Raw genomic sequence first — 22754 nt, 5'->3', positions numbered from 1 at the left:
GAACGAACGTCTTTTTCGATATAATCCTGCCCGGGTTTATGTCTGTTAGAGTGTTTTTTGAACAGCTACCAGGCGTCAATCGTAAACTGCTATGAAATTTCAGCCGTATAAGGGGGTAGAGGCTTCAGGTCTCTGAATCACTCAATTGACTGACAGACTGTAGGGAAAACGACTTGCTTGAAGTGGCTAAGCTGGGGTGTGAACGAGACGATCGTGTTCTTTTTTCAAACCTCTCCATTCAACTGTTTCCCGGTGAACTGCTACAGATAGAAGGCTGTAACGGAGCGGGTAAAACCACGCTTTTGAGAGTGCTGGCAGGCCTCTGTGGTGATTATCGTGGCCAGGTGATCTGGCAAGGGCAGAAGCTTTCCAGTGTTTATGCAGACTTTCGGCTGTCAACCTTTTATTTTGGTCACAAACCTGCCGTTAAAACCGAACTCACTCCAATAGAAAATATTCTCTGGCGCTCAAACCTTCGTAACGAACGTTACCCGGAGCCTTGGGTTGTTTCTGCGCTGGAGCAAGTGAACCTTGCTGGCTATGAAGAAGTTCCCTGCGGGCAACTTTCTGCAGGGCAGCACAGACGGGTGGCTCTGGCAGACCTTTCACTTTCAACCGTGCCGCTCTGGATTCTCGATGAGCCCTTTACGGCTATTGATGTCGATGGCGTGGCCTGGCTTGAGCAATTGCTGGCCCGGCACATTGAAAAAAATGGCACTGTGGTGATGACCAGCCACCAGAGCCTGTCAAAGCTGTCTGACCGGGTCAGAAAGCTTCGTCTGGAGGCCTATGCAACTTCCGATGAAGAGACCGGTCATGAAGAGTCGGGGGCCTGGTTATGAGTGACACTTCATTGCAGGGCAGCAGCTCATTACAGGGCGGTCGGGCGTTTCTGGGGTTGGTTAAACGAGATCTGATCCTGGCCTTTCGGACACCGGGACAGACCCTGAATCCCGTGGCATTTTATCTGATGGTCGCCAGTCTTTTTCCTCTGGGTATCGCCCCTGAAAAAGAACTTTTGTCTCAGTTAGCCGGTGGCATCGTCTGGATAGGCGCTCTGCTGGCGGTTCTTCTCTCCCTGGATTCCCTGTTCAGAAGTGACCAGGAAGACGGCTCACTGGATCAGCTATTGTTATCGCCGCACCCATTGCCTTTACTGGTGTTGGCTAAAATCTTTGCGCACTGGCTGACGACCGGCGTAGCACTGATAGTGATGGCCCCCTTACTGGCCTTGATGCTGCATTTACCGTCACAGGCTTTTCCTGCATTAATACTGAGTCTGCTGGTGGGTACACCCCTGATGAGTCTCGCTGGAGGTATTGGTGCAGCGTTGACAGTGCGTGTTCAGAGGGGAGGAATACTACTGACATTGCTGTCTTTACCTTTATATATTCCTGTTCTGATATTCGGGACAGGGGCTGTTCAGACGGCAGTTGAGGGTATGTCCTATTCAGGGCACTTGTTGTGGATGGCAGCATTGCTGATGTTTGGATTGTGTCTGGCGCCACTGGCGATAGCCGCATCACTGAGAATAGTTGCAGACTGAGCAACAGGAACCAGTCACGGTAGAGTAATAATGAACTGGACTTTTTTTCACAAACTGGGATCACCCAAATGGTTTTACGAGATCAGTGGCAAGTGGTTGCCCTGGTTGGCCATTCTGGCAGCCCTGTTGATGGCCACCGGCTTGATCTGGGGTCTGATGTTTGCGCCACCGGACTATCTGCAAGGCAATAGTTACCGGATCATATTTATCCACGTTCCTACCGCCTTTCTGGCTTCTGCTATCTACGTGATGATGGCCTGTGCTGGTGTTGTCACTCTGGTATGGAAAATGAAGCTGGCTGACATGGTACTGAAGTGCTGTGCACCCATCGGAGCTTCATTCTGCCTGATGGCTCTGGTAACCGGTGCTATCTGGGGTAAACCGACCTGGGGTACCTGGTGGGTTTGGGACGCCAGGCTGACCTCTATGTTGATTCTGCTGTTCCTCTACATGGGTGTCATCGCTCTTCGTGGTGCTATGAGGAACACCAATACTGCGGCAAAGGCCTGTGCCATTCTGACTCTGGTTGGGGTGATCAATATCCCGGTCATCAAATTTTCTGTCCAGTGGTGGAATACCCTTCATCAGGGCGCCACGCTCAAGTTGACTGAAAAGCCGTCCATGGCACCTGAGATGCTTTGGCCTCTGCTGATCAGTATTGCGGCTTTTTATCTGTTTTTTACCGTTGTCCTTATTCTCCGTTTGCGAACCGAAATACTGGACCGTGAGCGCCGAACCAAATGGGTTCACAAGACCGTATTGGCCAAACTGGAGAACTGAAAACTATGTATTTTGAAAGTCTGGCCAGTTTGATACGCATGGATGGTCACGGTGTCTTTGTTTGGGCGGCCTACGGCATTGGTCTGGTGATCATTGCCTACAACATAATTTCTCCGTTGCGGGCCAGAAAGCGGATCCTTTCCCAGGTTCTGCGTCAGGTGCGCAGCAGCCGGTCCAGAGACCGGAGCTTAACAGCGAACAGGCGCCAAAGCTTGACAGCTGACAGAAAGCAAAAAATGACAATAACCCGTCAGCGGGAAGACAGAGTCAATATTAAAGATCAGGGTGTCCGGGAGGGAGAAGTGGAATGAATCCAGTTCGCAAACAACGCTTATTATTAGTGCTTTTATTGGTGGCCGGCGTCGGTATTGCTGTGGCCCTTGCTCTGTTTGCCCTGAAGGAAAACATCAACCATTACTTTTCTCCAGCCCAGATGGCCAGAGGCGAAGCGCCCGTCGGTCAGAGGATCCGTGGTGGCGGTATCGTCGTTCCGGGTTCGGTCATACGTGATCCGAACAGCCTGAAAGCCAGATTCCGAATCAGTGATGGCGATGGCGAAGTGGAAGTGGAATATACCGGAATCCTGCCAGACCTTTTCAAAGAAGGTCAGGGCATTGTCGGAACCGGCAAACTGGATGAAAACCGTCGTTTTGTAGCCGAGGAGCTGTTAGCCAAGCATGATGAAAACTATATGCCTCCGGAAGTACAGAAGGCCATCGACAAAGCTCATGGTTCGAAGTCAGGCAATCCGTCAGATAAGCCTGATGGCGCCCCGTCATACCCACAGGAGAGTCAACAGCCCCTTGAGAGCCTTCACTCTCAGGCATCGGAGAGCAAGTAATGAATCCTGAACTGGGGCTGTTTGCCCTGATACTGGCAACCTGTCTGGCTCTGCTGCAAAGTATTATCCCACTGGCAGGTAGCTACAATGGCCGACTGAACTGGATGGCTACCGGTAAAACGCTGGCAACAGGTCAGTTTGTTTTTGTCCTGTTGTCGTTCATGTGTCTGGTAGTTGCTTTTCTTTCGGATGACTTTTCGGTTCAGTACGTAGCCAGCAACTCCAACTCCCTGTTGCCTGTTTACTACAAGGTCACTGCCGTCTGGGGTGGCCATGAAGGTTCTCTGTTGCTCTGGGTTCTGACCCTGACCGGTTGGGGACAGGCGGTTGCTCTGCGCAGTAATAAACTGCCTCCGGAACTGTCTGCAAGAGTGTTATCGGTCATGGGTATGATCAGCGTTGGCTTTATGCTGTTTATCCTGCTGACCTCAAACCCGTTCGCCCGTATTCTGCCATTTCCTCCTGCCGACGGTTCTGATCTGAACCCGCTGCTGCAGGATCTGGGTATGATTGTGCATCCGCCCATGTTGTATATGGGCTATGTTGGTTTTGCGGTCGCTTTTGCCTTTGCTATTGCGGCATTGCTCGGTGGCCAGCTGGACAGCGCCTGGGCACGCTGGGCTCGCCCCTGGACAACTGTGGCATGGTGTTTCCTGACAGCAGGTATTTCCCTCGGTAGCTGGTGGGCCTATTACGAGCTGGGCTGGGGTGGCTGGTGGTTCTGGGACCCTGTGGAAAATGCTTCCCTGATGCCCTGGTTGACGGGTACGGCACTTATTCACTCTTTGGCAGTGACTGAAAAACGCGGGCTGTTCAAGAGCTGGACACTGCTGCTGGCGATCACCACATTTTCCCTGAGTCTGTTCGGTACTTTCCTGGTTCGTTCCGGTGTGCTGACCTCGGTTCACGCCTTTGCCAACGATCCTGAGCGTGGTCTCTTTATTCTGGGCTATCTGCTGGTGGTGGTGGGTGCTTCCCTGACCCTGTTTGCATTCAGGGCACCGGAAGTGAGAAGTAAAATCAGTTTCTCCCTGCTTTCCCGTGAAACCCTGCTGTTGCTGAATAACATTATTCTGGTGACCAGCTGCGCCACGGTACTGCTGGGTACTATGTTCCCACTGCTGCTGGATGCCTTGGATCTGGGCATGATTTCTGTAGGCCCTCCCTACTTTAATCTGCTGTTTGTTCCTCTCGCCATGCTGCTGGCTGCCTGTCTGGGTATCGGTATTCTGCTGAACTGGAAAAAAGGCTCCGTCAGCTGGCTGAAACAGCAGGTGCGCTGGATTCTTATTGTCTCTGTGATCGGCGGTGTCGCATTCAGCTTCCTGTACGGAGATCGCTTCCGGGTGAGTGAAGCGCTGGCGATTGGGCTTGTCCTCTGGATGGTACTCACCATTGGCAAGGATGTACGTAATAAAACCCGTAATACCGGTCTGCTGAGAGGACTGACAAAGCTCAAGCCAGCCTACTATGGCATGCAGCTGGCACACTTGGGTCTGGCGGTTACCTTTATTGGTGTGGCACTGACGTCTGGTTACAGTGTTCAAAAAGATCTGCGAATGAGTCCGGGTGACTCTGCCCAGGTCGGCGAATACGTCTTCCGGTTTGATGGTGTGAGTCAGCGTCAGGGGCCTAACTATGTAGCGGACTACGGCACTATAAGTGTCTTTGAGGATGAGAAGAAAATAGCTGTCCTCGAACCGGAAAAGCGTATTTATACCGTGCAGAACATGCCGATGACTGATGCGGATATTGATCCGGGCTTAACCCGTGATCTCTATGTCGCCCTGGGCGAGCCACTGGGTGGCGATAGTTGGGCAGTCCGTCTCCACGTTAAGCCTTATGTTCGTTTCATCTGGCTGGGTTCCATCTTTATGGCTCTGGGTGGTTTGCTGGCGATTTCTGACAAGCGATATCGTGTCCGTCTCAAGAACAGGAAAGAGGCTTTACTGGGTAACAAAAAGCCCGCCGGGGATTCAGATAAGGATGCAGCCATCACGACAGGAGGTCAGGCGTGAAGCGCTGGAAACTATTTCTCCCATTAGGTTTCTTTCTGACGTTCAGTGTGCTGCTTTATATCGGTTTGTTCATGGAAGATAAAAGTGAACTGCCTTCTATGCTGCTGGATAAACCTGTTCCGGAATTCAGCCTCGAAAAACTGAAGCAGCCTGAAGAGAGCGTTACCGAAGCAGCCTTGAAAGGCAAGGTTCTGCTACTCAATGTCTGGGGTTCGTGGTGTCCGGCCTGTAAGGTTGAGCACCCTTACCTGATAAAGCTTGCCCGGGAAGGCATCAATATTGTAGGCCTCAACTACAAAGATGAGCGTCAGGATGCTCTGGAGTGGCTGGATCGCCTCGAAGATCCTTACCTTTTTAACATTGTTGATAAGGATGGCAGGCTGGGTCTGGACCTGGGTGTTTATGGCGCACCGGAAACCTTTCTGATCGACAAAAAGGGTGTGATTCGTCACAAACACATCGGGATCATTGATGACCGGGTCTGGAAGGAAGATCTCAAGCCTCGTTACGACGCTCTGCAGAAGGAGTTAGTACAATGACTCTCGACTATTTGTTCAGGCACTCATCGCTGCTGAAATCTGCGAGTGTTGTTCTTTCTTTCAGGCTCATACTGGCGCTGTTCGTCGCAGTGGTGGTCAGCACGGGCGCCTATGCCGGGGTTATTGATAACTATCAGTTTGATTCTCCCCGGCAGCAGGAGCAGTTTTTCCGTCTGAACGAAGAACTGCGCTGCCCTCAATGTCAGAATCAGTCTATTGCCGATTCCAATGCGCCTATTGCTCAGGATCTGCGTCGTGAAGTTCACCGTATGATTGTTGAAGAGAAGGCCGATGATGACACCGTTATCCAGTTTATGCTGGATCGGTACGGTGACTTTGTACTCTACAAGCCCCGAATGGATGCCCGCACCATCGCCCTCTGGTTTGGTCCTCTGATTCTGCTGTTGCTGGGCATTTTCATACTGTTCAGAATCCTTAAACAGCATCGTCCCGGGATCGCAGATGAAACGCTGGACGAGCAGGACAAAGCCGTGCTGGAAAAGATACTGGGTGGTAAAGATAAATGACGCAGTTCTGGATAATCGCTTCCATTTTAACTCTCATGGGTATGGCTCTCGTCGTTACGCCACTGTGGTTCCGCAGTCGACCTGGTGCGGATCAGGGTGTTTCCGACAAGGCTTCCAATATTGCTTATTTCAAAGAGCAAGAAGCCGAACTGAAAAAGCAGCTGGATCAGGGTTTGCTGACACCGGAAGATGCTGAACAGATTCGCACTGAGCTGGAAAAGAAGCTGCTGGAGGATGTGGCTGATAAGAAAGTGAAGCTCAGTTACACCGGCAGTAGTAACAAAAGCCTGGCTCTGTTTCTGGCCTTCCTGATTCCAGCCATGGCTGTGCCCGTTTACCTTTACCTCGGTTCACAGACAGAACTGTCTGTCGTTGAGATGATGAACCGGGATGTGTCTCATGAAGAGATGATCTCTACCCTGGAAGCCTGGAGTGACAAACGACCTGACAATGCTCAGGCCTGGTATATGCTGGCAGGTCGTTACATGGCCAGGGGTGAGGTTAATAAGGCGATTGACGCTTATAAGAAGCTGTACACCGTCACCGAAGGCAGTCCTCAGGCGTCGGCCCAACTGGCTCAGGTGCTGTTCCTGGCGAACCGCAACCAGATCAATGGCGAGGTGCGTGGCCTCTATCAGGATGCACTCAGCAAGGATGAAAGCAACACCACGGCATTAGGGCTCAAGGGTATTGATGCTTTTGAGCAGGAAGACTACCAGCAGGCAGTTCAGGCCTGGACCAAAGCCCTCTCTTTTGAAGATGATATGGCTGCCCGACAGTCCTTGTCTGCCGGTATTACCAAAGCACGCAAACTAATGGGTGAAACGGTTGCAGAATTGCGGATCAATGTCGAATTGGCTCCTGAGCTTAGTAATCTTCCGGGTAAAGCCAGAGTCATTGTTTTTGCCCGTGAGAGCGGTGCCAAAAAGCCCCCTATTGCTGCTGTTCCTCTGCAGGTCAGTGACCTTCCCAAAGAGGTAATACTGGATGATAATGCTGCCATGATGATGGGCTCAGTCAGCCTGTCGGATACAGAAAGTCTGGATGTGGTGGCTCGTGTTACACTTTCAGGCGATGTGGCTCAGGCTGATTATCAGGCTGAGGTCCGTGATGTAAAAATCAAGGATAACGGCGTTATTCAGCTGCGAATCGCACCTGCCAGCTGATCTTGCTGCCCTTCTAAATTCTTTAAATTTGCTGCCTCGTTGACTGACCGGGCAGCGTTATTTTTTCTTCCTGTACACCTCGTTCCATTTTCGCCTCTTCATGCCTGTTTACTGTGATTCAGTCTACGATGACCGGCTCAATGTTGGGAAAGGTCATTTTCCAGGAGGGCATGTTCTGCGGTCCGGGAGAGGGCTGATACTCCATCCGTCGGTCATGTTTCATCCTGTATTGGTTGTGATTAATTCGGTTCTGGCGGCTGATGCCAGATTCTTCCTCAGTCAATACCGGAGCGGGGCGCTGGTCGTTATGGAAGCTATCATCCTGAACCATTGGCTCGGTGACGCAGCCTGATAAAAGGCTGCACAGTATGATTGTTGTTGTCGGTAAGAGCAGTAGTTTTGTCATAGTGAGTGTTTTCCTGTCTTGTATTTATTAAGAGTGATAAGGAATTATAGACGTTGTTATCAAAGGGGCAGGTTCAGTGTTAAATCAGGGGTTGATCTTGCCCGAAGGCTGATGGTCAAAGCTTTCGGCAAGAAAATAAGACACCCATAAAAAAAAATAAAAAAATAAGACACCCAAAAAAAAAATAAGACACCCATAAAAAATAAGATATAAAGAAAAAGAAAAAAAATAAGACACCCATAAAAAATAAAACACCCATTGAATAAAACATTTAAAAACTGTATCCCCAAAAAAGGATCTGAAAACCTATCTTCGAATAGCTTATCACCGAGCCACACAACAGGATTCGACGAACAGAGGCTGCTCAAGCCATGATTCAGACAACACAAAACTATTCCGACTTAAAGTCGAGGAAGGATAAAGAGAAAGTGTTTAATTCCTTAACTGACTTCTACGCTAACCTGTCAGGTACAAACGACTGCAGGCGTTTAACCCTCGAAGCCACTTCTGTCCAACTTCAAGTGCAAAGGCCTTCATCGCTTCCAGACGGCCAACTGCCCGATAAAAACGATTATTCCATTGCATGGTTTTCAGCCACTCATCCGGATCAATGTCCAATCTTTCAAGAATAGGAGGGGTACACGACGGGATGGAACCTTTCTTATCTGTCCTGACAACGCGGCCACTCCAGTCAACCAGTTCCAGATAGTCGTGAAGAAGGTAGGGAAGGGCAACGTCCGTATCCTGTCCTTGTAAACAGAAAGGTTTCAGGGTCAGCGGCTGCCTTTTGGTTTCAGAATGTTCAATCTGCTCCACACGTTCCTGAATCGACGTGTAGTCTGATTCTTCCGGTGTTTCTACCTTTCCAGCCCGAATCGGATTCAAGTCAACGTAGGTCATGCAGGTCAGTAACGCTGCTTCGTCCAGCAATGCCTGGCTTTTAAAGCGTCCTTCCCAGAAGCGTCCTTTACACTGGTCTTCTTTATTGGCCTCACGAGCAAGATGTTCATTCAGGCAGCGCATAAACCAGCTGATATCCATTAAACGACGTCGGTATTCCTCAGCATATTCATCGATACGGGCCAACTCAGCGCTGCCCAGTTTGTCAGCGGCCAGATGCCTTTGCACCTGAAGCGGGCCTGCGAACAAGGTCGTCCAACGGTGAAGCACTTCATTCCGTGACCAGCCTCTGGCAGATGACTGATTGATGTGCAAAACCACATGATAATGATTCGACATGACAGCGTAAGCGCAGACTTCGATAGCAAAGACAGAAACCAGTTCCCGGAGTTTATCCACCACCCACTGGCGGCGATGCTCGTAATTCTTGCCAGTCAGGTGGTTCTCTCCACAGAGGTAAGCCTGACGAACACATCTTGCCATGCAGTGGTAATAAGGCGTTGAGCCGGGGTCAATCAGGGTATTGCGAGCTTGGGCCATGAACTCACCTGTCTGGGAAAAAAATCAATCGTAGGTGAAAAGTAGACCAGGTGGATGGTAAAGCAAATTTATGGGTGTCTTTTTTTTGATGGTAAAGCAAATTTATGGGTGTCTTTTTTTTTGTTTTTTTTTGGGGGGGGGGCTTTTTTTTCTTTTTTCAGTGGGTGTTTTCCTGTTCCTGTTTCCCTTGGCTGGCATCAATCCCGTATTAGCTTTAATGCGTTGGTTACGGAACCAAATTAATTAACTGCTGTCAAAATATATGATCAAATTCTGTGGTGCTAAGGTCTGCCCAGAGAATTCACTATCAAGCTGGCATTTAATGGTTTGCAGATCCCGCAGATGACTTGTCCGCACTTTAACTGAAAAAACTTTCATGTAGGAATTAATCATGATAAATCCAAACTCCACTAAGCCAGTTGATCATTCTCAAAATAGCCAACCTGCTGAAGCAGGTAATAGCTGCCCTATATGCAAAATAGTGTTTGGCAGAGATGTGACCGTCACCGCTTGTTGTTCGAAAAAAATTGATACAGCCTATTTGCTACAGGCGCTTCAAGCTACTCCACTGGAGGTAAGGCTAAGATGCCCATTGTGCAACGCCGGGCAGCTTGATTCAGCGCAATCAGAACCTTTCTCAGTTAGCGTCGGGGCGCAACGGAACATACCAGGTTCGCTTAACGAGCCTCTGGGTGCCTGTTCCTCACAATCGGCCTCTGGTAATTTTTCCGCTACCCAAAAAGCAGAGACAACAACAAGTCATGAAAGACAGATGGATACCCTGCCTCCTACGGAACTTCAACAAGACAGTGTTCAGGGCACCAGTGCAGGGCTGGCGGAAGACGATCAGTGGGCACTGATTGGCAATCTGACAGAGGCTGTGAATAATGGGTTATGGGATAAGGCATATAACATTCAACGCGCTATTCAGGATGCTGGGATAAAGCTGAAGCCCGATTATATCTGGGTCACTTATGAAGCTAAACTGGCACTGGGTAACATGCTCATAGAGGCCGTGGATACTGGGTTTTGGGAGAAGGCAGATCTTTTACAGCAGATTTTTAAGAGCACCGGGGCAACGCCGATCTACGACGTCCAGGAGGCACTGGATAACAGGCTGATAGAGGCTGTGAATAATGGGTTGTGGGATGAAGCAGATAGTTTGCGATGCATTATCCAGGGCACCGGGGCAAGGCCGAGCATCGACTTCCAGGAGGCACTGGGTAACAGGCTGATAGAGGCTGTGAATAATGGGTTGTGGGATGAAGCAGATAGTTTGCGATGCATTATCCAGGACACCGTGGTAAGGATGCCGAACAATTTCCAGGATGCACTGTGTAACAAGCTCATAGAGGCCGTGGATGATAAGTCCTGGGATAAAGCAGATATTTTACGGCAGATTATTAAGGGCACCAGGACAATACCGCAGTTCGAACACGAGCGGGCTCTGGGTAATAAGCTGATGGACGCTGTGAATAATGGGTTGTGGGGTGAAGTATATAGCCTGCAACGCATTATCCAGGACATCGGGGCACGGCCGACGGGCAAAATTCTATGGTTAAGGCCGACGCAGGAAGCCGAGCGGGCACTGAGTAACATGCTGATAGAGGCTTTGAATAACGGGTCGTGGGATAACGCAGATCTTTTACAGCAGGTTATTAACGGCATCGGGGCAAGTCTGACGGACGCCGACGAACGGATACTGAGTAACAAGCTGATAGAGGCTGTGAATAATGGCTTGTGGGATGACACAGATAAAATTCAACGCATTTTCCAGGGTACCAGGGCAAGGCTGTCGGATGACGACCAGCAGGCACTGGCGAACAAACTGATGGAGGCTTTGAATAATGAGTCTTGGGATATCACAGATCGTTTACAGCAGATTTTTAAAGGCACCTGGACAATACTGCCGAACGACGAAATGAAGGTATTGAGTCACAAACTGATAGAGGCTGTGAATAATGGATCGTGGGAAAACGCATATAATTTGCAAAGCATTATCCAGGGCACCATGACAAAGCTGACGGACGACGACCAGCGGGTACTGATTAATATGTTGATAGAGGCTGTGAATAATGGGTTATGGGAAAGAGCATTTAGTTTGCAAAGCATTATCCAGGGCACCGGGGCAAGGTTGATGGACGATGGCACCATGGTAAGGCTGACGGACGACGCCCAGCGGGCACTGAGTAACAAGATGATAGAGGCTGTGCAAAATGGGGCGTGGGATGACGCAAATAGTTTTCAAGGCATTATGCAGAGCACCGGGGCAAGGCTGATGGACGATGGCACCGTGGCAAGGCTGACGGACCACGATCAGCGGGTACTCAGTGACAAGCTGGTTGAGGCTGTGCTAAAGAGGTTGTGGGATAAGGCAAACAGTTTTCAAGGCATTATCCAGATCACCGGGGTAAGGCTGGCAGACGACGACCAGCGGGCACTGAGTGACATGCGGGTACAGGCTATGTATAACGATTCCTGGGATAGCGCAGATAGAATTCGATGCATTCTGGAGAGCATCGGAGCAAGGCCGATGGACGATGGCAAGGCTGATGCTCGGAGCTCAGCAGGCACTGAGTGACAAGCTGATAGAGGCCTTGGATAATGAGTCTTGGGATAAAGCAGATATTTTCCAGAAGATTATCAAGAGCAGCGGAGCAAGGACGGCGTACAAAGTTCGTGATCTACTGGAATTTAAGCTGTTACGAAGCTTGACGATTATTCAGCTAAGAGAAAAGTTTGGCAGAAATGTGACTGTCATTCGCTGTTGACGGTATAAAACTTAAACGGTTAGCTGCTGGTCGGGACAACGAAAAGCTTGAGGGATTATTAAGTTTCATAGTACTTATTTGGTGCTTAAGCCCTAAAAAGGAGTGAGTATTTTTTAAAGGAGTTTTAATTATGTTTCCTGCACAGTCAAGGATCTTTATTCCGGTTCGACCTTTACCATCAGTATCCCAAAATTCTATCAAAAAATTGGATGTCAAGAATGATAAGGGTGACACTGAGTTCAGTATTGATCTGGATGAAATGCATGCTCGGGCCAGCCAAGAGAGTTATCTGGTTTGGGCAGGAATTGTCAGCGATAAAGCTGATCAAATAAATCATTTTGAAATAACGGTGGCCAGGGGTGAGTCAGTTTTTCTGAAGTTTCAGCCAGTGTCAGGGTTTGATTGCAAGTTTCGTATGACTGCCATCAGGCACCGGGATGTGAAAATATTTCTGGTCAACGACTACACCGATAAGCGAGTGATAAAGGCTTCCAGGATAGTTGGCCAACATGGGCAAGATAAAATATTTGTTCTGGCTGATGAGGTGCCAGATTACGCTGAAAGATTACGAAGTTTTCACCCCTTGTTACCTTACATCCAAGGCGCTGACGTAAAGGAATTAATAAGCCTTCTGGCACTAAAGGGGTTTTATCTTAAAGATGGTTTTGTCCGCTGTAATGGCTGTGAATACCGTAAAACCTTGAAGGAGTTTACCGATTATATGGACTCCTCAGGGAGTTATCTGGCATCAATGAAATCAATGCTGGCTGTTCTTCAGACCATATTGGGCAAAAGCGATGTTGAACACGATGATGACAATTGTTATCTGGCCAAAACGGATAAGAAAACATTTCTCCGTGTCAGTTACCCGCTAGATCCCAAAGTCGATGGTGGGTACAGTGAACAGGGGCACTACCTTGTCTGCCAGGCTGGTCGCAAAAATTACATCGAGTGCCCAAGCTATACCGAACGGTGGCCATACAAGAAACTGAAAGAAATTTATGCAGAGCATCCGCAAAAGAAGTACCGTGATCGTTTCCTCAATCACGATAGTCAATCTTTTCTGTTTACAACAACGGTTCCAAAATCGGCAATGTTGTCTCAGGATGATTTAATTTATGAGGCTTCGCAGATTAAAACCGATCTTGATGGGTTGCGACAGAAGTATAATGATTTTCAGCGCTTGGTGGATCAGTTATCGGATCATAATCCAGGGTTAGCCAAAGCATTAAATTTGCCTGCGATACAAAGCCTTTTATCCCCTGAAATTGGCATGCTTTTTTCCAGAATCATCTTCAAAATCGGTGAGAAATCGGCCAAAAACCTGTCGTGTCATGATAAACAGGGCTTGCGCCATTTGCTTGATCAATTGCTGACATTTATCGAACATCAAGGTGGTGATGTTGGCGATAAAGGCTTTAAGTGTCTCGGTATATACGCCGACGAAAACGATGCTAAAAAAGCTGCCTGCAGGGAATTTTCAGCACTGTCAGGGCAAAGCGAAATATCACCAATGCAGCAGCAGTGGCAGAAGCTAAAAACAGGGTTTGCCCAGGCTATTACCCCCACAATACTGAGCCCTTTGCTTAAGATACTCACTACCGACGGGATGGGTGATCACGTCATGAGTAAAATCTTTGGCATCAGTGTGGACCCTGTTTCACCGCCTTTGTTGCCAGCCCTTGCATCCCGGATGTCCGTGCGAAGACGCAAGGCATCGTGAGGGACCGCTCATGCATATTCGGGGTCAATTCCGCGAGGAGCCAAGGTCAGCAAGCGGGTCACTGAAAGGTGTCGCTCAGAAAATCAAAAAGGTTTTATTCTCTTTTCACTCGCCAGAGCAAATAGTAAAGAAGAACAAGATTTGGCGGTCCAGCAGTCATTGTTGATATGCAGTCCCGAACCATCGCTCAGTGACACAGCCTGCTAACAGGCTGCAAGCATTATTGTTGTGGATACGAGCGGTAGTTTCCTCATCGTGGTTGTTCTCCAGATCTTAAATGAGAGGGAGTTTGATGCTCTTCCACGGGCAGACCGAAATGGAACTTTCCTGAAGACTGGTGGTCAAAATACCAGGTTTAAACAATTTTGCAGGGAAGTATTAATAATGGATAACTTAAAGCCAGGTAACTCAGTTAATCATTCTCAAAACAGACAGCCTGCTGAAGCGAACGGCAGGTGCTGTATATGTCAGCGCGTGTTTGGCAGAGGCGTGACACTCATTCCATGTTGTAACAATAAAATTCACAGAGATTGTATGCAGAAGTTGTTTCAACATACTCCACTTGAGGCAAGGTCAACCTGCCCGCTATGTAGAAAAAACTTGCCTGAGTTAACAGAAATATTGGGTCCTGAACCCGGTGATCAGGGCACTGGGGCAAGAGGGATGCAAGAAGCCCCCGAAGAACTGAGTTATGAGCTGACAGAGGCTCTGATTAATGGGGATTGGGATGAAGTAGATCGTCTAGTAAGCATTATTCGGGATGCCAAGGTAAGTCTCACGAACGAACCCCGGCAGGTACTGGGTAACATGCTGATAGGGGCCCGGAAACGTTGGGATTGGGGTAGTGTAAGTTGTTTACTGGGCATTATTCAGGACACTGAGACAAGTCTGTTGGACGACGACCAGCAGGTACTGAGCAACATGCTGTTAGAGAGCCTGAAAACCAGGCGTTGGACTGATGCGAATGGTTTGCTACGCATTATCCGTGATGCCAGGGCAAGTGTGACGGACTACGACAGGCAGGAAATGAGTAACATGCTTATAAAGAGCCAGAATTATGGTGATTGTCATGGAGCATCTCGTTTAAAAAGTATTCTGGGCATTATTGAGTGTTCCGAGACAAGTCCGAAGGACGACGCCCGGCGGGAACTCGAAGAAGCACAGGTGGACTTACCCGATTCCTGTAACGAGCCGACGGATACTCATTCCTCACAAACGGCTTCTGCCAGTGTCTCCGACGCGACTACTCAAAGAGCAGAGACAACAACAAATCAGGAAAGGCCGGTTGATACCCTGCTGCCTCAGGGAACACAACAACTCAGTGATCAGGGCACTGGGGCAACGGGGATGCAAGAAGCCCCCGAAGAACTGAGTTATGAGCTGACAGAGGCCCTGATTAATAGGGACTGGGATGAAGTAGATCGTTTAGTAGGCATTATTCGGGATGCCAGGGTAAGTCTCACGAACGGCCTCCAGCAGGTATTGGGTAACATGCTGATAGAGGCCCGGAAGCGTTGGGATTGGGATAGTGTAGGTCGTTTTCTGGGCGTTATTCAGGACACTGAGACAAGTCTGCTGGACGACGACCAGCAGGTACTGAGCAACATGCTGTTAGAGAGCCTGAAAACCAGGCGTTGGACTGATGCGAATGGTTTGCTACGCATTATCCTGGATGCAAGGGCAAGTGTGACGGACTACGTCAGGCAGGAAATGAATAATATGCTGATAAATAGCCAGAATTATGGTGATTGTCATGGCGCATCTTGTTTAGGAAGTATTCTGGGCATTATTGAGTGTTCCGAGACAAGTCCGACGGACGACGCCCAAAAGGCAAAGGCACATGACACCCATAAACAAAAGGCACATGACACCCAAAAACAAAAGGCACATGACACCCATAAACAAAAGGCACATGACACCCAAAAAAATAAGACACCCATTAAATCCCATTAAATAATTAATAAGGCACATGAGGAGGCACATGACACCCATAAAATAAAAATAAATAAGACACCCATTAAATAATTAATAAGGTACATGACACCCAAAAGGAGGCACATGACACCCATAAAATAAAAATAAATAAGACACCCATTAAATAATTAATAAGGTACATGACACCCAAAAGGAGGCACATGACACCCATAAAATAAAAAATATTTGAAACCGGCCAGTTTGATCGATTTAAAGACACCCATTAAATAATTAAGACATCTAAAAACTGTATTCCTAAAAAAGGATCTAAAAACCTATCTTCGAATAGTCTATCAGCGAGCCATACAGAAGCATCCCACGAACAGAGGCTGCTCAGGCCATGATTCAGACAACACAAACTTATTCCAACTTAAAGTCGAGGGGGGATAAAGAGAAAGTGTTTAATTTCTTAACTGACTTCTACGCTAACCTGTCAGGTACAAACGGCTACAGACGTTTAAGCCTTGAAGCCACTTCTGTCCGGCTTCAAGTGCGTAAGCCTTCATCGCCTCCAGACGGCCAACTGCCCGATAAAAACGATTATTCCATTGCATGGTTTTCAGCCACTCATCCGGATCAATGTCCAACCTTTGAAGAATAGGAGGGGTACACGACGGGATGGAACCTTTCTTATCTGTCCTGACAATGCGGCCACTCCAGTCAACCAGTTCCAGATAGTCGTGAAGAAGGTAGGGAAGGGCAACGTCCGTATTCTGACCCTGCAAACAAAAAGGTTTTAGGGTCAGCGGCTGATTTTTAGTCTCGGAATGTGTAACCTGCTCCACCCGTTCCTGAATCGACGTGTACTCTGACTCTTCCGGTGTTTCTAGCTTTCCAGCCCGAATCGGATTCAAGTCAACGTAGGTCATGCAGGTCAGTAACGCTGCTTCGTCCAGCAATGCCTGGCTTTTAAAGCGTCCTTCCCAGAAGCGTCCTTTACACTGGTCTTCTTTATTGGCCTCACGAGCAAGATGTTCATTCAGGCAGCGCATAAACCAGCTGATATCCGTTAAACGACGCCGGTATTCTTCAACATATTCATCGAAACGGGTCAGCTCAGCGCTGTCCAGTTTGTCAGCAGCCAAATGCCTTTGTACAAGTAGTGGACCTGCAAACAAGGTCGTCCAACGATGAAGCACTTCATTCCGTGACCAGCCTCTGGCAGATGACTGATTGATGTGCAAAACCACGTGATAATGATTTGACATGACAGCGTAAGCGCAGACTTCGATAGCAAAGACTGAAACCAGTTCCCGAAGTTTATCCACCACCCATTGGCGGCGATGCTCGTAATTCTTGCCAGTCAGATGGTTCTCTCCACAGAGGTAAGCCTGACGAACACATCTTGCCATGCAGTGGTAGTAAGGAGTTGAGCTGGGATCAATCAGGGTATTGCGAGCTTGGGCCATGAACTCACCTGTCTGGGCAAAAAATCAGTTGTAGGTCAAAAGTAGACTATGTGTATGGTAAAGCAAATTTATGGGTGTCTTTTTTTTTCTTTTTCTTTTTCTTTTTTTCTTGTTGTGGGTGTGTTTGGGTGTCTTTTTTTTTTCTTTTGGTTTTCTTTTTCATGGGTGTCTTTTTTTTTCTTTTCTTTTTTTTTTCTTTTTTCTTTATTTCTTGCTGAACTTGCCTGAAGGCTGATGATCAAAGCTTTCGGTTACAACGACTTTTCCTGATGGGCATAATCTGTGTACACTCGTAGAGAATTGTTACCTACTGATAACCAGGCAGCTGTGGTCCTGATAGCTACGAACTAAGGAAAAGATGCGTCTTAAATCGATCAAACTGGCCGGTTTCAAATCCTTCGTGGATCCCACAACGGTTCATTTTCCCTCCAATATGTGCGGTGTCGTTGGTCCCAACGGCTGCGGCAAGTCCAATATTATTGACGCCGTGCGCTGGGTTATGGGGGAATCTTCTGCCAAGCACCTTCGTGGTGAATCCATGACCGACGTTATCTTCAAGGGCTCCAATAGTCGCAAGCCTTCAGCAAAGGCGACGGTAGAGTTGATCTTTGATAACAACGAAGGTCGGGTCACTGGCGAATTTGCTGCCTACAGCGAGATTTCAGTTCGCAGGATGCTCACCTCGGAAGCCAAGAACTTTTACTTCCTCAATGGCAACAAGTGTCGCCGGAAAGATGTTATGGATATCTTTCTGGGAACCGGCCTGGGTCCGCGCAGTTACTCCATCATCAGTCAGGGTATCGTTTCCACGCTGATTGAGTCCAAGCCGGAAGAGCTCAGAGTCTTTATTGAGGAAGCTGCCGGTATCTCCAAGTACAAGGAGCGCCGCCGTGAGACAGAAAACCGCATTCGCCGAACCAATGAAAACCTTGAAAGACTGACTGACCTGCGTGAGGAGCTGGGGCGTCGTCTCGGGCATTTGCAGAGACAGGCCGAGGCGGCAGAAAAGTACAAAGAATACAAGGCCGATGAACGACTGAAAAAAGCCCAGCTTCAGGCCCTGCGCTGGCACGGCATCGATGAAAAGGTCAGGAATCAGGAACATGTGATTTCCGAGCTGGAAGTCCAGCTGGAAGCTGCCGTCAGTGAACAGCGCTCTTCCGACGCCGGGATGGAAAAAGACCGCGCCCAGCAAATGGAGCTGAGTGATCATTTCCATGAAACCCAGGCCAGGTATTATGGCACGGGCAATGAAATCACCCGGATTGAGCAGACGCTTCGCCACAAAGAAGAGCGCGCCAAAGAACTGAGCCACGACCTGCAACAGCTTGAACAAAGCTGGCAGGAAGCCCGTGAACAGATGGCTGAAGATCAGTCTCAGCTGGAAATTCTGGAAGCAGAAAAATTGCAGATTGAGCCTGAGCTGGAGATGCTTCAGGAGCAGGAGTACCAGTCCGGTGACTCCCTTGCCCAGGTGGAAGCGGAAGTGCATCGTGTGCAACAGGAATGGGATCAGTTTAATCAACGCTCCCATGAGCCTCAGAAGGCGGCTGAAGTAGAACAGTCCAGGATTCAACATGCTGAAACCGTACTGGAGCGTTTGCAGGAGCGTGAACAGCGTCTGCGTGAAGAGAGCAGCAGTCTTGGCGGTGGTGAAGACATTGAAGAGATGGAATTGCTCTCCGAAAAGCTGACCGAGTTGGAGCTGACTCGCGAAAATCACGAACTGAAACTGGAAGAGGTTACCTCAGACATAGAGGAAACCCGCCTTCAATTTGATCAGTCACAGGAAGATCGTGACAGCCATCGCAATGAGCTGAGTATGATCAGAGGGCGTCATGCTTCTCTGGAAGCTCTGCAGCAGGCGGCTATGGGGCAGGACACCGAGGTCATGGTCTGGTTGCAGCAGCATGGACTGGCATCGGCACCCAGGCTGGCCGAAAAACTGCAGGTGGAGTCAGGCTGGGAACTGGCCGTTGAAACCGTTCTTGGAGAAAGCCTGCAGGCACTCTGTGTGGATGATCTGGACCCTGTTGCAGGGTTTTTGAATTCTCTGGAACAGGGCACAGCGGTTTTGCTGGATGCTTCTGCCCATCAGGTCACTGAGAGTGGCAAAGGGGGACTGGATAGCCTGGCCAGCAAAGTACAGTCAGGCAGTGAGGCCAAAGGGTTATTGGCAGGCATTTATGTCACTGATTCACTGGAAGCGGCTCTATCTGCTCGAGCTTCCCTGCAGGCTCACGAATCCATCGTCACGAGAGAGGGTATCTGGCTGTCCAGAAACTGGCTTAGAGTTTGTCGTGAAACAGACAATCACTCCGGTGTTCTGGCCCGTCAGCAGGAGCTTGAAGAGCTTGGCAGCCGGATGGGATCTTTGGAAGCGCTTAGCCTGCAGGTAGAAGAACGTCTGGCTGATGCCAGAACTCTGGCCGAGCAGCTGGAAACCCGCCGACAGCAGACTCAACACCAGATCACTGAGCTTAACCGAACCCAGGGTGAGGTCAGAGCGGATCTCGGTGCCCGAAAAGTCAGGCTCGAGCAGTTTTCAGAAAGACGTACCCGACTTCAGCACGAGATTGCTGAATGTCAGGAGCTCAGTCAGGCTGAACAGGAAAGTATCGGAGAGTCTCGTTTGCGACTTCAGGACGCTCTGGATCGAATGGAAATGGACAGTGGTCTGAAAGAGGATTTGCTGGAAAAAAGAGAGAAGGGCCGGGAGAAGCTGGAACAGTTGCGGCAGACTTCCCGTCAGGATAAGGATCGTCTGCATCAGCTGGCCTTGAGGCAGCAAACCATCAACAGTCAGGCGGAATCCCTGCGGGCAGCTATCGAGCGACTCAGCCAGCAATCCACAAAGCTGCGGGAGCGCCGGGAGTTGCTTCAGGCGTCACTGTCAGAGTACCATTCTCCTGAAGGAGAGTTGCAGGAACAGCTGGAGATTCTTCTGGCCAGAAGGCTGGAAGAAGAGGAAGCCATGCAGAAGGCTCGCAGCGAACTGGAAGACGTTGAACAACGACTGCAACAAATGGAAAGGAGCCGACAGTCAGCTGAGCAAAAAGCCCAGACGGCCCGTTCAAGACTTGAGAAATTAAGAATGGACTGGCAAGGCATGCAGGTCCGGCGTACGACCTTGTCGGATCAATTGCGGGAAGACCAGTTTGATCTGGATACCGTTCTGGCCAACATGCCGGAAGAAGCCACCGAGAAAACCTGGGAGCAGGAGCTGGAAAGACTGCAGGCGCGGATTGAAAGGCTGGGAGCGATCAACCTGGCAGCGATCGAAGAATACGAAACCCAGTCGGAACGCAAAACCTATCTGGATGCACAGAACCAGGATCTGGAGTCCGCACTGGAAACATTGGAAAATGCTATCCGCAAAATCGACCGGGAGACCCGCCAGCGTTTTAAAGTGACCTTTGATAAGGTCAATTCCGGTTTGCAGGAGCTGTTCCCCAGAGTCTTTGGCGGTGGCCGGGCATATCTGCAGTTGACCGGTGAAGATTTGCTGGATACCGGGGTGGCGATTATGGCGCAACCACCGGGTAAGAAGAACAGTACCATTCATTTGCTGTCTGGTGGTGAAAAAGCGCTGACGGCGATTGCCCTGGTTTTTGCCATCTTCCAGTTGAACCCCTCACCCTTCTGTATGCTTGATGAGGTGGATGCGCCATTGGATGATGCCAATGTGGGCCGTTACGCCAAAATGGTTTCGGAAATGAGTGACAAGGTTCAGTTCATCTATATCACTCACAACAAGATCGCCATGCAGGCAGCGAATCAACTCGTGGGTGTAACGATGCAGGAACCCGGTGTCTCCAGGCCCGTATCTGTGGATGTGGAAGAGGCCGCAGCCATGGCAGAACTCTGAGTCTCGGGAACAGTCTTTACAGGCTGTTTTCTAATATATTGGTTTGTTATTCGTTGTTAAGATTCGGAAATTTGTTGCTGTGCAACCCTCTTGTGAATGGTGAACTGTTTACAGAGTTGCACTGGCGGCTGGAAAAAGTTATCACTATTCAGGTGCCTGCCCATTTGGCCAGGTGCCTGAAGAAGATTGTTAATGATATCCGTGGTCTGCGCTTGAAGGGACAACAAATACTCGCCAGAATAGGGCTTCAGGTCAGAGCGATTCGTTTGTCCTGATTCTGGCACTTTCCGAACAGCGATGTGAAAGTAACGATCAAGGACGTGTTTCAGCAGCAGTCTTGGACAATAGTCATAGACAACGGTCTGATTACAAGATTTTTTGCTGTAATATAGTAGCACATTTTACTGATTTACAATTTTCAGATTTTTTTGCGTTTTCGGGTTGTTGATTTTCAGGCAGCAACAATCCATTGGGTAAGCAGGCGGCATGGACATGAGTTTACGAGATTGGTTGGTAGTAATCGGAATCGTCGTCATTATTGGCGTTCTGGCTGATGGATACCGCCGTATGCGTCTGGCTAGAAAAAGAGCGTCAGAACTGTCTTTCGGTCTTGAAGATGTAAAAGGTAACGAAGACGAATTTGGTAGTGAATTGCCCAATGGTGGAGCCAGAAAGTCTGAGGGAAGCCCCCAGAAGCTGGAAACAGTCAAGGGCTGGGTACGTTCGGAAGAATCATCCCATTTGCCTGTAAGGGAGCGAATCGAGCCGGAAATATCCAGTCTTGAATCAGAAATAGTAGCGCCTGCCAGGCCAGTGACATCGGTGCAGGCGCAGCCTGTCGAAGCGCCAGAGGTTCAGAAAGCGTCGGAACCCTTACCCGTCCTGACCCAGGTGGATGATGTCTCGGAAGTGCTTTCTGCAGGGCCCGGAGCTGGAGTTGAAGAGCCCACTCCAGAGATTGAAAAACCAGCCCCCGGAGTTGAAGAGCGCACACCTGTGCAGGAAAGCTTTACTTTGACGCCCGGGTTTGTTGAAGAACTCCAGGTGGCTGTCCCACCTGTTACAACGACCAAACCTGCAAGAGCGGAAAAAAGTCACCGTCCTGTCAATCAGGAAAAACTGGCGGATCGTCCTGCTGCCAGTGAAGTTCTGGTCATCAATCTGCTGGCTAAAGGAGGCGAAAAGTTTAACGGAGCAAGGTTGCTCCAAAGCCTGCTGGCTTCGGGCATGCGCTATGGTGATATGTCGATCTTTCATCGTTATGCCAACAAAGATGGAACCGGGCAGATTCTGTTCAGCATGGCAAACGGGGTAGAGCCGGGCACTTTTGACATCGGCAAACTGGAATCGACTGATACACCGGCAGTCAGTATCTTTATGGGATTGCCGGGGCCCCGTGAGCCACTCAAATCGTTTATGCTGATGGAAGAAACGGTTCGTCAGTTAGCACTGGATCTGGGTGGAGAGCTAAAAGACGAGCACTTCAGTGTACTGACTCAACAGACGCTGGAGCACTATCGTCAACGCATTCGTGATTTCGAAAGAAAACAGTTAACCCAGAAGATGGTTGACTGATTTCTTTCTAGCCTTCATCAATCCAAATCCTCTCCCGGACTGAGGGTCGCAAAACTCCAACATCTCGTTTCCTCGCGATCAGGCTCCTTCGACGTCGGCGAGGGAACCAGAGACGGCTTCGTACCTCCCGGGAATTGTCAGTTTAATAGCTCAAGGCTGTTTACAATCACT

The 22754-nt window shown here is 49.2% G+C and carries 19 protein-coding genes; 15 read left to right on the top strand and 4 right to left on the bottom strand.

The features are described from left to right. Window positions 1-173 precede the first annotated feature (173 nt). From ccmA to ccmI, 9 genes are read left to right on the top strand one after another with little or no spacing between them, the layout of a single operon-like run. Window positions 174-842, top strand: coding sequence for a cytochrome c biogenesis heme-transporting ATPase CcmA (ccmA, locus tag ACO6V5_RS10250; RefSeq protein WP_422410590.1), 669 nt, complete (start codon window positions 174-176; stop codon window positions 840-842). Further along, window positions 839-1546: a heme exporter protein CcmB gene (gene ccmB, locus ACO6V5_RS10245; RefSeq protein ID WP_422133154.1), complete on the top strand. Its 708-nt coding sequence runs from the start codon at window positions 839-841 to the stop codon at window positions 1544-1546. The genes ccmA and ccmB overlap by 4 nt, the downstream gene beginning before the upstream one ends. Before the next feature lie 30 nt (window positions 1547-1576). Beyond that, on the top strand, window positions 1577-2326 hold the full coding sequence (locus ACO6V5_RS10240) for a heme ABC transporter permease (RefSeq protein ID WP_422133155.1): 750 nt from the start codon (window positions 1577-1579) through the stop codon (window positions 2324-2326). Window positions 2327-2331: 5 nt separating this feature from the next. Beyond that, entirely contained in the window at window positions 2332-2637 is a 306-nt protein-coding gene (gene ccmD / locus ACO6V5_RS10235; RefSeq protein WP_422133156.1) for a heme exporter protein CcmD, read from the top strand. Next, the gene (gene ccmE / locus ACO6V5_RS10230; protein ID WP_422133157.1) at window positions 2634-3167 is read left to right on the top strand and encodes a cytochrome c maturation protein CcmE; all 534 of its coding nucleotides are present in this window, start codon (window positions 2634-2636) and stop codon (window positions 3165-3167) included. Before ccmD ends, ccmE begins: the two co-directional genes overlap by 4 nt. Next, window positions 3167-5185, top strand: coding sequence for a heme lyase CcmF/NrfE family subunit (locus ACO6V5_RS10225; RefSeq protein WP_422410587.1), 2019 nt, complete (start codon window positions 3167-3169; stop codon window positions 5183-5185). Before ccmE ends, ACO6V5_RS10225 begins: the two co-directional genes overlap by 1 nt. Further along, complete coding sequence (locus tag ACO6V5_RS10220; RefSeq protein WP_422133159.1) at window positions 5182-5724, top strand: DsbE family thiol:disulfide interchange protein; 543 nt, start codon at window positions 5182-5184, stop codon at window positions 5722-5724. Before ACO6V5_RS10225 ends, ACO6V5_RS10220 begins: the two co-directional genes overlap by 4 nt. Beyond that, window positions 5721-6251, top strand: a complete 531-nt coding sequence (locus ACO6V5_RS10215; protein WP_422137574.1) for a cytochrome c-type biogenesis protein — start codon at window positions 5721-5723, stop codon at window positions 6249-6251. Before ACO6V5_RS10220 ends, ACO6V5_RS10215 begins: the two co-directional genes overlap by 4 nt. After that, entirely contained in the window at window positions 6248-7417 is a 1170-nt protein-coding gene (ccmI, locus tag ACO6V5_RS10210; RefSeq protein ID WP_422410584.1) for a c-type cytochrome biogenesis protein CcmI, read from the top strand. Before ACO6V5_RS10215 ends, ccmI begins: the two co-directional genes overlap by 4 nt. A gap of 118 nt (window positions 7418-7535) precedes the next feature. Here ccmI and ACO6V5_RS10205 read toward each other — a convergent pair whose 3' ends face one another. Continuing rightward, complete coding sequence (locus ACO6V5_RS10205; RefSeq protein WP_422410582.1) at window positions 7536-7823, bottom strand: hypothetical protein; 288 nt, start codon at window positions 7821-7823, stop codon at window positions 7536-7538. A 456-nt stretch (window positions 7824-8279) separates the two neighbouring features. Next, a complete protein-coding gene (locus tag ACO6V5_RS10200; protein ID WP_422410580.1) occupies window positions 8280-9263 on the bottom strand; it encodes a transposase in 984 nt (327 codons plus the stop codon). Between the two features lie 391 nt (window positions 9264-9654). Between ACO6V5_RS10200 and ACO6V5_RS10195 the strand changes: the two genes are divergently transcribed. The 3 genes from ACO6V5_RS10195 (at window position 9655) to ACO6V5_RS10185 (ending at window position 15710) form a co-directional block, all read left to right on the top strand. Next, window positions 9655-11844 (top strand): hypothetical protein, encoded by a 2190-nt coding sequence (locus tag ACO6V5_RS10195; protein WP_422410578.1) that lies wholly within the window; start codon window positions 9655-9657, stop codon window positions 11842-11844. Window positions 11845-12164: 320 nt separating this feature from the next. Next, window positions 12165-13757 carry a hypothetical protein gene (locus ACO6V5_RS10190; protein ID WP_422410576.1) on the top strand — a complete coding sequence of 531 codons (1593 nt, stop codon included), beginning with the start codon at window positions 12165-12167 and terminating at the stop codon, window positions 13755-13757. A 534-nt stretch (window positions 13758-14291) separates the two neighbouring features. After that, entirely contained in the window at window positions 14292-15710 is a 1419-nt protein-coding gene (locus ACO6V5_RS10185) for a hypothetical protein (protein ID WP_422410574.1), read from the top strand. Between the two features lie 446 nt (window positions 15711-16156). Here ACO6V5_RS10185 and ACO6V5_RS10180 read toward each other — a convergent pair whose 3' ends face one another. Beyond that, window positions 16157-17140, bottom strand: a complete 984-nt coding sequence (locus ACO6V5_RS10180; RefSeq protein ID WP_422413043.1) for a transposase — start codon at window positions 17138-17140, stop codon at window positions 16157-16159. A gap of 68 nt (window positions 17141-17208) precedes the next feature. Next, the gene (locus ACO6V5_RS10175; protein WP_422413041.1) at window positions 17209-17382 is read right to left on the bottom strand and encodes a hypothetical protein; all 174 of its coding nucleotides are present in this window, start codon (window positions 17380-17382) and stop codon (window positions 17209-17211) included. A gap of 116 nt (window positions 17383-17498) precedes the next feature. On the opposite strand from ACO6V5_RS10175, the gene smc reads away from it, so the two are divergent. The 3 genes from smc (at window position 17499) to zipA (ending at window position 22583) form a co-directional block, all read left to right on the top strand. Then, window positions 17499-21008: a chromosome segregation protein SMC gene (gene smc, locus ACO6V5_RS10170; RefSeq protein ID WP_422413039.1), complete on the top strand. Its 3510-nt coding sequence runs from the start codon at window positions 17499-17501 to the stop codon at window positions 21006-21008. Window positions 21009-21100: 92 nt separating this feature from the next. After that, on the top strand, window positions 21101-21283 hold the full coding sequence (locus ACO6V5_RS10165; protein ID WP_422133170.1) for a hypothetical protein: 183 nt from the start codon (window positions 21101-21103) through the stop codon (window positions 21281-21283). A 217-nt stretch (window positions 21284-21500) separates the two neighbouring features. Beyond that, complete coding sequence (gene zipA, locus ACO6V5_RS10160) at window positions 21501-22583, top strand: cell division protein ZipA (protein WP_422137582.1); 1083 nt, start codon at window positions 21501-21503, stop codon at window positions 22581-22583. Window positions 22584-22754: the final 171 nt, after the last annotated feature.

The organism is Endozoicomonas sp. ALD068 (assembly GCF_049310145.1).
Lineage (GTDB): Bacteria > Pseudomonadota > Gammaproteobacteria > Pseudomonadales > Endozoicomonadaceae > Endozoicomonas_A.
This window is presented reverse-complemented; position numbering and strand designations above follow the sequence as displayed.

Excerpts from the sequence above, each read along its gene's own strand:
- ACO6V5_RS10190 (WP_422410576.1), top strand. The coding sequence starts at position 12,165 with ATGTTTCCTGCACAGTCAAGGATCTTTATTCCGGTTCGACCTTTACCA.
- zipA (WP_422137582.1), top strand. The coding sequence starts at position 21,501 with ATGAGTTTACGAGATTGGTTGGTAGTAATCGGAATCGTCGTCATTATT.
- smc (WP_422413039.1), top strand. The coding sequence starts at position 17,499 with ATGCGTCTTAAATCGATCAAACTGGCCGGTTTCAAATCCTTCGTGGAT.
- ccmE (WP_422133157.1), top strand. The coding sequence starts at position 2,634 with ATGAATCCAGTTCGCAAACAACGCTTATTATTAGTGCTTTTATTGGTG.
- ACO6V5_RS10200 (WP_422410580.1), bottom strand. The coding sequence starts at position 9,263 with ATGGCCCAAGCTCGCAATACCCTGATTGACCCCGGCTCAACGCCTTAT.
- ACO6V5_RS10215 (WP_422137574.1), top strand. The coding sequence starts at position 5,721 with ATGACTCTCGACTATTTGTTCAGGCACTCATCGCTGCTGAAATCTGCG.
- ACO6V5_RS10195 (WP_422410578.1), top strand. The coding sequence starts at position 9,655 with ATGATAAATCCAAACTCCACTAAGCCAGTTGATCATTCTCAAAATAGC.
- ACO6V5_RS10205 (WP_422410582.1), bottom strand. The coding sequence starts at position 7,823 with ATGACAAAACTACTGCTCTTACCGACAACAACAATCATACTGTGCAGC.
- ACO6V5_RS10180 (WP_422413043.1), bottom strand. The coding sequence starts at position 17,140 with ATGGCCCAAGCTCGCAATACCCTGATTGATCCCAGCTCAACTCCTTAC.
- ccmB (WP_422133154.1), top strand. The coding sequence starts at position 839 with ATGAGTGACACTTCATTGCAGGGCAGCAGCTCATTACAGGGCGGTCGG.
- ccmI (WP_422410584.1), top strand. The coding sequence starts at position 6,248 with ATGACGCAGTTCTGGATAATCGCTTCCATTTTAACTCTCATGGGTATG.
- ccmD (WP_422133156.1), top strand. The coding sequence starts at position 2,332 with ATGTATTTTGAAAGTCTGGCCAGTTTGATACGCATGGATGGTCACGGT.
- ACO6V5_RS10225 (WP_422410587.1), top strand. The coding sequence starts at position 3,167 with ATGAATCCTGAACTGGGGCTGTTTGCCCTGATACTGGCAACCTGTCTG.
- ACO6V5_RS10240 (WP_422133155.1), top strand. The coding sequence starts at position 1,577 with ATGAACTGGACTTTTTTTCACAAACTGGGATCACCCAAATGGTTTTAC.
- ACO6V5_RS10185 (WP_422410574.1), top strand. The coding sequence starts at position 14,292 with ATGCAGAAGTTGTTTCAACATACTCCACTTGAGGCAAGGTCAACCTGC.